This window comes from Paraburkholderia phymatum STM815, from assembly GCF_000020045.1.
Taxonomy (GTDB): Bacteria; Pseudomonadota; Gammaproteobacteria; order Burkholderiales; family Burkholderiaceae; genus Paraburkholderia; species Paraburkholderia phymatum.
This window is the reverse complement of the sequence record NC_010625.1, coordinates 1,158,716-1,169,809: the sequence shown is the minus strand read 5'-3', so window position 1 is coordinate 1,169,809 and position 11,094 is coordinate 1,158,716. Positions and strand designations below refer to the sequence as shown.

The window sequence follows — 11,094 nt, the reverse complement described above, 5'->3', positions numbered from 1 at the left end:
ACGGCGGCGTTGTCACGACCGCCTCAGAAACGATGCGGTACGTCGGGCGGCGCGTGGTGCGCAAGGGCGAATTCGTAACGTGTCCGCTGCCTGCCCGGCATCAATCCGATCAACCAAACTTCAACCCACTCTGCCGCATAGCATCAGACAACCCGAGCTTCGGGTATTTCTTCTCAATGATCCGCATATCATTGCGAGTCTCTTCGATGATCCAATCCCGCACGCTATCGACGACAGGTCGTAATGGCTTATTGGCAGGCCGGACAAGACAACAGCGTCGATTGGTAACGATGACCTCCTGCTCGGCGGGTAACAACGCCCCTTGCGCCAGCCAATGCGACACCACATTGAGCCACCCAAGCGCGATGCCCTGCCCAAGCAGTGCAGCCTGCACGACGATCGCGTAGTCGCCGAAGCTCAGCATCCCCGCGACATGCCGCCGATGTCCCGCGTATGCGCCAAATCGCTCATGCCAGCCGCGCTCCTCGTCGTCCATCACGATCACCGTATCGCCATGCGCGCGGCCTGCGTCGGTTTGCGCGGTTTCCAGATAGCGCTCGTTGCAAACGGGCAGCAGCGTTTCGGGCATCACCAGCACCGCGTTTTCGTCGATCTCGCCATCATGCAGAAAACGCATGCCAAGGTCGACGTCGTTCAGCGGCCCGCCAATGCGCCCGGATATCAGCTGGAAGCGCAGATCGATATTAGGGAAAGCCTGATTCAGCCGGCTCATGCGCGGCATCAGCCAATGTGTGGTGAAACCCGTCGACACCGATAGCGTGACCGACTCGACACCCGTCGCGCGTGCCTCGATTTCCCTGATTGCGTTTTCGATGCCGTTGAAGCCCTCGGAGATCGCGCGGTACAGGATACGGCCGCTTTCCGTCAGTTCGATGCCGCCGCGCACCCGCTCGAACAGCCGCACCCCGATGTGGTCTTCCATCCTCGCGAGCATGCGGCTCACGGCAGGCTGGCTCACATAGAGTTCCTGCGCGGCACGCGTGAAGTTGCCGCAGCGTGCAGCCGCTTCGAACACGAACAGCGCATTGGCGCTCGGCAGTTTCTTGCGAAGGTTTGGCATGACCTGATGTTATGCCCGATCCAACAATTTGGGAATTGCTGTCAAAAAGATCGCGCCGTATATTTTTCTCAACACACCCCTTTCCAGCGAGAGACACGCAATGGACGCACGAGCGAAAACGGGAGTATCGATCCGATCGGCAACGAAGCGTTACGGTCCGGTGGTCGCGCTGGACGACGTATCGCTCGATATCGCGCCGGGGGAATTCGTGTCGCTGCTGGGGCCGTCCGGGTCGGGCAAAACGACGCTGCTCGGCATTCTCGGCGGCTTCGTGCAACCCACCTCGGGTACGGTCTGGGTCGGCGAGCGCGACATTACATTTGCGCCGCCGCACAAGCGCAACATCGGCATCGTGTTCCAGAACTATGCGCTATTCCCGCACATGACGGTCGGCGAGAACGTCGCGTTTGCGCTGCGCGCGCGCCGCCAGCCGAAAGCGGGCTGGGCGAAGAAAGTCGCCGACGCGCTCGCGATGGTCGAACTGGGCGGCTACGAGTCGCGCAATATCAGCCAGCTGTCGGGCGGGCAGCGTCAGCGTGTGGCGCTTGCCCGCGCGATGGTGTTCGAGCCGCAACTGATCCTGATGGACGAGCCGCTCTCGGCACTCGACAAGCAGTTGCGCGAAACCATGCAGATCGAATTGCGCCGTTTGCATCGGAAGCTCGGTGCGACCATCGTCAACGTCACGCACGATCAACGCGAAGCGCTGACGATGAGCGACCGCGTCGCCGTGCTGAAAGACGGCAGGCTCGTGCAGATCGACACGCCCGAGCGTCTCTATGACCGTCCCTGCGATGCGTTCGTCGCGAGCTTCATCGGCGAAGCCACGCTGCTCGACGTGAGCCGCGCCGGCGACGATGCCGTGCGTCTCGGCGATGCGGTGCTGCGCAGCGCGCATCCGTTGCCGCGCGGTGAACGGCTGCTGCTCGCGGTGCAGACGGAGAAGCTCGTGATCGACGGCGCGAATGCACATGACGGCATGCATACGAACCGTCTCTCGTGCCGCGTCACCGAAGTGCTCTATCAGGGCGAGAGTCTGCGCGTGTTCGCCGCGCTCCCCGACGGCACGGCCATCAGTCTTCGACAGCCCGGCAGCCACGAAGCGCGCCGGCGCATTCCATCGCCGGGCGCGCACATGACGGTTGCGCTCGACCCCGAGGACACGATCGTCGTGGCCGCCTGATTTCACTCACCGCCTGTGCACGGGCATGCCTTCTTACGCGATTCACGCAAACTGCAAAGGGATGATGCAATGAAGCTTACCGATTTCAAGGTTCTGACGTTCGATGTCGTCGGCACGCTGATCAACTTCGAGAAGGGCGTGCTCGCGTCCGTGCGGCGACTAGGCGGCGCGAAAGCGAAAGACCTGACCGACGAACAGATCTTCGAGCCGTACATGGACGGCCGCGCAACCTATCCGGGCCGCTCGAGCCATGAGATGGCGAACGTGTATCTGCATCTCGCGAAAGAACTCGGCTTGCCCGACGACGCGCAATCGGCTGCCGCATTCCAGCGCGACGTGCTCGAGTGGCCCGCGTTCGAAGATTCCGTCGCGGCGCTGAAGCGCCTGCGCAAGCACTATCGTCTCGTCGCGATGACCAATGCGGACCGCGTCGCGTTGTCGGCGTACGCGCACACGCTAGGCGATCCATTCGACGATACGGTCTGCTGCGACGAGACCGGCGTGGCGAAACCGGATCCGCAATTCTTCGCGTATAACCGCGGCCGTCAGGCTGCCTTCGGCTACAAGTTCAACGAGATCCTGCACACCGCGCAAAGCCAGTATCACGACATCGGCATCGCAACGAAGCTCGGCTATGCGACCTGCTGGATCGAGCGGCGCCAGGGACTGAAGGGTTTCGGCGCGACGCCCGTGCCCGAAGCCGTGACGGAGCCGACCTTCAGGTTCGCGACGCTCGCCGCGCTCGCGGATGCAGTCGAAGCCGAAGCGCGCGCTGCCTGATCATGCTCGCACCGACACCGCACAGGCCGCCACCCGATTCGCTCTGGCGCGCGATGGCGGCGCGCTCGCCCGTTACGCACGCGCCCGTCAGCATGGGCTCGCCGCTCGCCCGCGACCTGAGCGTCGATGTGGCGATCATCGGCGCAGGTTATTCGGGCCTCGCGGCGGCGTATGCGTTGCAAAAGCGCGGCGTCGACTGCGCGGTGTTCGATGCGAACCCGATCGGCTGGGGCGCGAGCGGCCGCAATGGCGGCGTGGTGTCGTCGAAATTCCGTTTGTCGTTTCCGTCGATTGCAAGCGCCTACGACCTGGATACCGCCAGGCGCATGCACCGGCTTGCACATGACGGCGTGCGTGTGGTCCAGCAACTCGTCGACGAATTCAAGCTGGAGCGGACGCAGTTCGAGCACACGGGCAGCCTGCGTTGCGCGCACACCGAGCGCGCGTTCGCGTCGATTCGTGCAGAAGCGGACTGGGTGCGCACGCAGCTCGGCGATACTTCGATGAGCGTTCAATCGCGCGCGGAGGTCACGCATGAGACGGGCTCGAACGGCTTCGTCGGCGGCGTATTGAGTGCCGATGCGGGCACGATCCTGCCGCTCGAATACGTGACGGGCATTGCGCGCGGCTTGACAGCGCGCGGCGTGCCCATCTACGAATCGACGCCCGTCATCGACATGACGAAGGCAGAGGAAGGCGCGATGCTGCGCACGCCCGGCGGCAGCGTGCGCGCGAGGCAGGTGATCGTCGCGACGAACGCATATTCCAGTCTCACCGATGCGACCGCACAGTATCAGCGCGAACTCGTGCCGTTTCGCAGCGCGATGATCGCGACGGAAAGACTGCCGGCAGAACTCGACGCGAAGCTGATGGTGAACCGCCGGAGCTACACGGAAACGCGCCGCATGATGAAGTGGTTTCGCAAGGTCGACGGGCGCATGCTGTTCGGCGGGCGCGACGCATTCGGCAAGGAAGGGCAGCACACGGGTTTCGCCGCATTGCAGCGCGCGATGGTTGCGCTCTTTCCCGATCTTGCGGGCGTCGGTGTCGCGTACCGTTGGTCCGGCTATGTCGGCATGACCTTCAATGCGTTGCCGCATGTCGGCCGCAGCGACGCTGCCACGACCTTCTGTCTCGGGTATAACGGTGCAGGTGTCGCGATGGCGAGCCTGATCGGCCAGCATGCCGCGGCGCTCGCGCTCGGCGAGAAGCCCGAGCTTGCATTGCTGGCGCAGGAAGGCTTGCGGCCTGTGCCGTTTCATTCGCTGCGCGCGCCGGGTGTCCGGCTCGTCGCTGCGTGGTATCAGTTTCTCGACGCCGTGGGTGCATGATGACGACAGTCAAACACGCTTTGCACGATCAGCCTGTGATGCAGACCGCTACGATCGACCCGTCGGTTCGCCAACAGCAGCGCGAAGATCGCGCGATGCTGCTGCTGATGGCGCCAGCGCTGCTCGTCGTGGTGGTACTGCTCGTGTTGCCGCTCGCGTGGCTGTCGTGGCAGTCGATCTATCACGACGGTGCGTTCACGCTTGTCAACTATCGGCGCATTTTCACGGGCACGTATCTCGACACCTTCCTGATGACGTTCAAGTTGAGCTTCATCGTGACGGGTATCACGTTGCTGCTGGGGTATCCCGTTGCGTATTTCGCGGCTTCCGTGCCGCCGAAGTGGAGCGCGCTGATACTCGGCATGGTCATCCTGCCGTTCTGGACCAGCGTGCTCGTGCGCACGTATGCATGGCTCGTGCTGCTGCAGCGCACGGGGCTCGTGAACAAGGCCTTGCTGTCGATGGGGCTGATCGACAGGCCATTGCAGCTTTCGTACAACCAGTTCGGCACCATCGTCGCGATGGTGCACATCCTGTTGCCGTTCATGGTGCTGCCGCTGTACTCCGCGATGCAGAAGATCCCGGCCAATCTATCGCAGGCGGGCGCGAGCCTCGGCGGTTCGCCGCTGCATGTGTTCTGCCGCGTGTTCCTTCCGCTGTCGATGAGCGGCGTGGTAGCGGGCGTCACGCTCGTGTTCGTGCTGTGTCTCGGTTTCTACATCACGCCGGAGCTGATGGGCGGCGGCAAGTCGATCATGGTGTCGATGGTCGTGAGCCGCAATGTCGAGATCTACAACAGCTGGGGCGCGGCGAGTGCGGTGAGCGTCGTGCTGCTGGTCTGCGTGTTCGCGATCTTCTATGCTGCGAGCCGCGTGATTCCCCTCGAAAAGACCTTGGGCGCGAAATGAACAAGATCTCGTTCGGAAGACTGACGCTCGGTGCGGGCGTCGTGCTGATCCTCGTGTTTCTGATGTTGCCCGTGGTGATCGTCGTGCCGCTGTCGTTCTCGGATACCCGGTTCATGACGTTCCCGCCGCCCGCGTATTCGCTGCGCTGGTATCGCTCGTTCTTCGACAACCCCGCGTGGATCGACGCGGCGCGGGTGACGCTCACCGCGTCCGTGTGTGCCGCAATGATCGCGACGCCGCTCGGCATTGCGGCGGCATACGGCATCCAGCACGGCTCGCACTGGTCGATGAAGTACCTGCGCACGCTGCTGATGCTGCCGCTGATGGTGCCCATCATCATCGTCGCCGTCGGCGTGTTCTTCGTGTTCACGCAGGCTGGGTATGTGAACACGCTGGGCGGCCTGATCGTCGCAGATACGATGCTCGGACTGCCGTATGTGCTGATCTCGGTCGGCGCGGATTTGCGGACCTTCGATCGCACGCAGGAGATGGTCGCGCGCAGCCTCGGCATGAACCGCTTCCGCAGTTTCATGGCAGTAACGCTGCCGCAGATCAAGGCGAGCGTCGTTTCGGGCGCGGTGTTCGTGTTTATTCAGGCGCTGGATGAAACGGTGGTCGCACTGTTCATTTCGGGCGGCTCGAACCAGACGTTGACACGGCGCATGTTCGTGACGCTGCGCGACGAGATCGATCCCACCATCGCGGCGATCAGCACGATGCTGACGGCGCTGACCTTGTGTCTCGTGATGATCGTCGTCGTGAGCCGCCGTTCGTCGTCGACGGCGCGGGCCTGATTTCTTTCTACGGAAGCGGCATGTCCCATTCCCTGAAGTTCTATATCGACGGCGCGTGGGTCGAGCCGTCCGGCACGGCCCGTCTGCCTGTCGTTGATCCCTGCACGGAAGCGCCGTTTGCAGAAGTGGCGCTCGGCAATGCGCAAGATGTCGAGCGTGCGGTCGCCGCGGCGAAGCGTGCGTTCGTTTCGTTCTCGCGCACGCAGCCCGACGAACGCATCGCGCTGGTGCGGCGCATTCTCGATGCGTACCTCGAACGTTATGACGAGATGGCCGCGACGATCACGCGTGAAATCGGCGCGCCCGCGAAGCTCTCGCACGCATGGCAAGCGGGGCTCGGCAAGCGGCATCTGGAAGAAGTGCTGCGCACCTGCGAGACATTCGAATGGCAGCGCAAGAAGGGCACGACGCTGATCAATCACGAGCCTGTGGGCGTGGTCGCGTTGATTACGCCGTGGAACTGGCCGATCAACCAGATCGTCTGCAAGGTCGCGCCGGCGATTGCCGCGGGCTGCACGATGGTGTTGAAGCCTAGCGAGGTGTCGCCGCTCAATGCCGTGCTGTTCGCGCAGATTATCGATGCCGCTGGCGTGCCTGCGGGCGTGTTCAATCTTGTCAACGGCGACGGGCCGACGGTGGGCGCTGCGCTGTGCCGTCATCCCGACGTCGATATGGTGTCGTTCACGGGGTCGACGCGAGCGGGCATCGACATTGCGAAGCTCGCGGCACCCACCGTGAAGCGCGTGCATCAGGAGCTGGGCGGCAAGTCGGCCAACATTCTGCTCGACGATGCCGATCTTGAAGCCGCGGTGACGGCGGGCGTCAATTCGTGTTTCGGCAATAGCGGTCAGTCGTGCAACGCGCCGACGCGGATGCTGGTCCCTGCGGCGCGGCATGACGAAGCGGTGGAGATTGCGCGGCGCGCAGCCGAAGCGCATCGCGTCGGCGCAGCAGACGCGTCGGATACGACGATGGGGCCCGTGGTCAGCGACGTGCAATACGGGCGCGTGCAGCGCCTGATCGGCATCGGCATCGAGGAAGGCGCGCAACTGGTGACGGGCGGTCTCGGACGTCCCGAGGGCTTGACGCGCGGGTACTTCGTGAAGCCGACCGTGTTCGCCAACGTGAATCCGTCGATGACGATTGCGCGCGAGGAAATCTTCGGCCCTGTGCTTGCGATCATGCCGTATCGCGATGAGGAAGAGGCCATCGCAATCGCCAACGACACGCCGTTCGGGCTGGCGGCATACGTGCAGTCGGCGGATATCGCGCGTGCGCGGCAGGTCGCATTCAGGATGCGCGCGGGCAGCGTGTATCTGAACTATCCCGCGTGGGATGCGGGGTCGCCGTTTGGCGGCTACAAGCAATCGGGAAATGGGCGCGAGTACGGGGAGTGGGGGCTGGAGGCGTTTCTGGAGGTGAAGGGGATTGTGGGGTTTGGGGCGTGAGGGGAAGAATGGAAGACGTCGGCGACGCGGGGCTTCCGACAGTATTGGGTTGCGGAACATCCGCAAACGTGACGAGCAGCGTTACGTCGTCGTCCTGGCTGGAGACAATCGGGTAGCCAGGCCTGCCTGAGCCATCAGGCAATTGCAGACGTGCGACGAGCGTCAGGCCGCGCCCTTCGCTTGATCAAATCCGCCACTCGCTCCGCTATCATGATCGTCGGCACATTCGTATTCGCGCACGGAATGGACGGCATCAGCGACGCATCGCACACATGCAATCCTTCCACGCCATACACGGCGCCATCGGCGTCCGCGACGGCCAGCGGATCGCCCGCGGCGCCCATGCGGCAAGTGCCGGACGGATGCCACGTGCCGCCTGCCGAACGAATGACGAACTCAGTCATCGCGCGATCGTCGGCGAGCAGTTCGTCAATCGACACTCCTTGCGTTACCACGCGCCGGATCAATGACGCACGCAACGGCCCGGCTGCATCGAGCAACGCGCTCAACGCGCCGCGCTGAACCGCATTCCACCGGCCAGGCAGTGCCACGGCCGCGACTCGCGGCGAGTAGCTCGAAGGAAAGATCGCATCGCGATGACGCGCCATCGAAGGCGCCGCCAACGTCTGTGCACCGAAGCGCAACGCGAGCTTTAACCGTTCGAGATCGCGCGGATCCGACAGCATCGCGAAGTCGACCTTCGGCTCGTCGAACGGACTTGCCGATGCCAGCTTCAGATGCCCGCGCGAATACGACTTGTTGACCCAGAAGAAAATCGTCCCGAGCCGATAGCCGACCGAATGCCAGCCAGAACGCGACAGAATCGCGCCATGCATGTCGCCGGGCGGCGTACCGGGAAGGCCGGAAGAAAAGCGCACGATGGCCTGCTCGTGGTGTTCGTCGGGGACCGGTGCGCGCATCGCGCGTGGGAGAAACGCGGACACGGCAATCGACGGATGCTCCATCAGGTTGCGCCCCACGCCTGCGCGGTCCGCACGCACTTCGATACCGAGCGCCGCGAGATCGCGAGCCGGGCCGATGCCGCTTCTGAGCAGCAGCGCAGGACTGTGAATCGCGCCCGCGCTGACGATCACGCGCGCAGCGCGCACGTCTTCATGCGTGCCGTCGGCTCGCAACACGCGCGCGCCCATCGCGCGCTGCCCGTCGAACAGAACGCGATCGACGACGAGACCCGTGCGGATCGACAGATTCTTTCGCGCACGCACTTCATTGTCGAGATAGCACACGGAAGTGGGGATGCGTTCGCCGTCTGCGCTCATGGCGATCGCGCCAATGAAAGTCCCGTCTTCCCACGTGCCGTTCTGATCTTCGCGAAGCGTATGCCCGCGCTGTTGCATCGTATCGAGCACCGCCTTCACGAACGGCGAAATCCGAGGCCACGCATTGCGCTGAATACGCAGCGGACCAGTCGCGCCGTGCAACTCCCCGCCGAAGTCACAATCCGTTTCGAGCTTACGGAAATAAGGCAGGCACGCTTGCCAGTTCCAGCCGCGTGCGCCGAGCATGTCCCACTCGTCGTAATCGGCGGGCGCGCCGCGGTTCGCCATCAATGCATTGATCGCCGAACCGCCGCCCAGCAGCTTCGCCTGCTCATAGCGGCGCAGCGCGGCGGGCGCGCTCATGCGCGCCTTCAGGCGTTGCCAGATGTTGTTCGTGTCGAGATACGCGCGACCCGGATAGCGGCTGCGAATCGCGTCGGGCATGGTGGTCTGCGAAATGTCGCGGCCCGCTTCGATCAGGCAAACGCTTTTGCTCGTGTCTTCGGAAAGGCGCGCGGCCAGCACGCAGCCTGCCGAGCCGCCACCGAGAATCAGATAGTCGATCACGTCGAAAGTTGTGAGGCGCAGCGCAATCAGCCGATGCAATGAAAAGCGCCCGCCATGAACGAGGTTCCTGCGGGCGCGTGAAGGAATGGGGCGATGGCCTTACTGCATGAACTTGAGCCAGCGTGCCTTCGCCTGAATGCCGGCGTCGGAAGCCCACCATTCTTCCGACATCAGCGCCTGCTTCGACGCATTCTCCGGCGAACTCGGCAATTCGCTCGCACGCTTTGCAGTGATCTTGCCCGTCTTGAACGCAGCAGGATTGCCTGGGCCGTAGTCGATATACAGCGGCAGATTGGCCTGCAACTCCGGCGACACGGCGGCGTTCACGAACTTGATCGCGTCGGGCAGGTTGGGCGCGTTCTTTAGCACGCACAATTGCGTGTTTTGCAGGATGCCGTCGTTGAACGTGAAGTCGACATCGGGATCGTCCTTCTTCACGGCGCTCGCGCGGCCGTTCCAGATCATCGTCATGTCCACTTCGCCGTCGTGCAGCAACTGCGCCGACTGTCCGCCCGACGTCCACCACACGGTGATGTCCGGCTTGATTTGCTGCAGCTTCTTGAACGCCCGGTCGACATCGAGCGGATAGAGCTTGTCGCGCGGCACGCCGTCCGCCAGCAACGCGGCTTCGAGCACGGTCTGCGGATCGTTGCGAAGCGCGCGCGTGCCGGGGAAGTTCTTCACATCCCAGAAGTCCTTCCAGCTTTGCGGCACTTTCTTGAGCGTCTTCTTGTTGTAGCCGATGACGGTGGAGTAGAACTCGTATGCGACGGAATAAGGCGTGCGGTATTTGTCCGGCACCGATGCGGCATTCGGTATTTTCGAGAAGTCCAGCTTTTCCAGCAGGCCTTCGCGCCCGCCGCGCAGGCAGTTGGATGTCGGCGTATCGACCACGTCCCAGATGGGCTTGCCTGTTGCGCCTTGTGCCTTGATCTGCGGCCACGCGTCAGGGATGCTGTCCTGGTTGATCGTGATGCCGAGTTCTTTGGCAGCGGGATCGAGGATCGCCTTGGTCTGGGCTTCCTGGTACGTGCCGCCTTGCGACACGAACGTGATTTTTCCCGCAGCAAGTGCGGGCGTCATGCCCGCGATGCTCAACGCGAGCGTCATGGCGAATGGGCGCAAACCCGGGCGCAACTTTGGAATGTTAATCACGGATTTTCCTCGACACGGTTGAAGCGAAAGACATCTTCCAGGTCGTGCTGTCGTGTTTCCGGCTTGCCGCAGGATGCAGAACAGCGCGCGATTGATTGAAAATATAAAGAGTCAATATGCGGGGAGCAACGCCGGAATTGTTGGAGTCCCCATGACATAGCGTTATGTCAGACGCTTGCTGCGCACGTCACCAGGGCTCTCACCAATCGCATGACATCAGAAGATCACGTAGACCTTGCGCATCGTCTCTTCGACTTCCCATGTGCCTTCTGTATGGGCTTCGAAGAACAGCGTGTCGCCGCCCGCGAAATGAATGGTGTCTTCGCCGTCGGGCGTGAAGCGGCCTTTGCCGCTGAGGAAGTGCATGACTTCGGCTTGCTTGACCGAGCGGCGATAGGTGCCGGGCGTGCATTCGAAGATGCCCGTGTCGATCGCCTCGCTGCCCCGTATGACTTTCTGCACCCCCGACACCCTGATCTGCGGCGTGCCCGGAAGACCGGCCGTGCCCCAGTCTTCCAGCCCCTGCAGGCCGATGCTCTGTTTGATCTGCTGGACTTTCATATTGTG

Annotated in this window: 10 protein-coding genes and 1 pseudogene; 7 read left to right on the top strand and 4 right to left on the bottom strand. The window is 63.0% G+C overall.

Annotation, left to right across the window (positions count from 1 at the left end; all coding sequences use genetic code 11):
- Positions 1-32: 32 nt before the first annotated feature.
- A pseudogene (locus BPHY_RS43485) lies at positions 33-95 on the top strand (hypothetical protein); the annotation flags it as partial.
- A 14-nt stretch (positions 96-109) separates the two neighbouring features.
- Here the strand turns inward: BPHY_RS43485 and BPHY_RS32775 are convergent.
- On the bottom strand, positions 110-1,081 hold the full coding sequence (locus tag BPHY_RS32775; RefSeq protein WP_012405770.1) for a LysR family transcriptional regulator: 972 nt from the start codon (positions 1,079-1,081) through the stop codon (positions 110-112).
- 100 nt (positions 1,082-1,181) lie between these two features.
- Between BPHY_RS32775 and BPHY_RS32770 the strand changes: the two genes are divergently transcribed.
- The 6 genes from BPHY_RS32770 to BPHY_RS32745 all read left to right on the top strand — a co-directional run bounded on the left by BPHY_RS32770 (position 1,182) and on the right by BPHY_RS32745 (position 7,525).
- The gene (locus BPHY_RS32770) at positions 1,182-2,264 is read left to right on the top strand and encodes an ABC transporter ATP-binding protein (protein ID WP_012405769.1); all 1,083 of its coding nucleotides are present in this window, start codon (positions 1,182-1,184) and stop codon (positions 2,262-2,264) included.
- Positions 2,265-2,333: 69 nt separating this feature from the next.
- Positions 2,334-3,044 carry an HAD-IA family hydrolase gene (locus tag BPHY_RS32765; RefSeq protein WP_012405768.1) on the top strand — a complete coding sequence of 237 codons (711 nt, stop codon included), beginning with the start codon at positions 2,334-2,336 and terminating at the stop codon, positions 3,042-3,044.
- Between the two features lie 2 nt (positions 3,045-3,046).
- Positions 3,047-4,375 carry an NAD(P)/FAD-dependent oxidoreductase gene (locus tag BPHY_RS32760; protein ID WP_012405767.1) on the top strand — a complete coding sequence of 443 codons (1,329 nt, stop codon included), beginning with the start codon at positions 3,047-3,049 and terminating at the stop codon, positions 4,373-4,375.
- 38 nt (positions 4,376-4,413) lie between these two features.
- A complete protein-coding gene (locus tag BPHY_RS32755) occupies positions 4,414-5,283 on the top strand; it encodes an ABC transporter permease (RefSeq protein WP_176061941.1) in 870 nt (289 codons plus the stop codon).
- Entirely contained in the window at positions 5,280-6,077 is a 798-nt protein-coding gene (locus BPHY_RS32750) for an ABC transporter permease (RefSeq protein ID WP_012405765.1), read from the top strand. The genes BPHY_RS32755 and BPHY_RS32750 overlap by 4 nt, the downstream gene beginning before the upstream one ends.
- Before the next feature lie 20 nt (positions 6,078-6,097).
- On the top strand, positions 6,098-7,525 hold the full coding sequence (locus tag BPHY_RS32745) for an aldehyde dehydrogenase family protein (protein ID WP_012405764.1): 1,428 nt from the start codon (positions 6,098-6,100) through the stop codon (positions 7,523-7,525).
- Between the two features lie 134 nt (positions 7,526-7,659).
- Here the strand turns inward: BPHY_RS32745 and BPHY_RS32740 are convergent, their stop codons facing one another.
- The 3 genes from BPHY_RS32740 to BPHY_RS32730 form a co-directional block, all read right to left on the bottom strand.
- Positions 7,660-9,372 carry a GMC family oxidoreductase gene (locus BPHY_RS32740; RefSeq protein WP_052306244.1) on the bottom strand — a complete coding sequence of 571 codons (1,713 nt, stop codon included), beginning with the start codon at positions 9,370-9,372 and terminating at the stop codon, positions 7,660-7,662.
- Positions 9,373-9,471: 99 nt separating this feature from the next.
- On the bottom strand, positions 9,472-10,482 hold the full coding sequence (locus tag BPHY_RS32735; protein WP_052306212.1) for an ABC transporter substrate-binding protein: 1,011 nt from the start codon (positions 10,480-10,482) through the stop codon (positions 9,472-9,474).
- A 261-nt stretch (positions 10,483-10,743) separates the two neighbouring features.
- Positions 10,744-11,088 (bottom strand): cupin domain-containing protein, encoded by a 345-nt coding sequence (locus BPHY_RS32730; RefSeq protein WP_012405761.1) that lies wholly within the window; start codon positions 11,086-11,088, stop codon positions 10,744-10,746.
- Between the last annotated feature and the right edge of the window lie 6 nt (positions 11,089-11,094).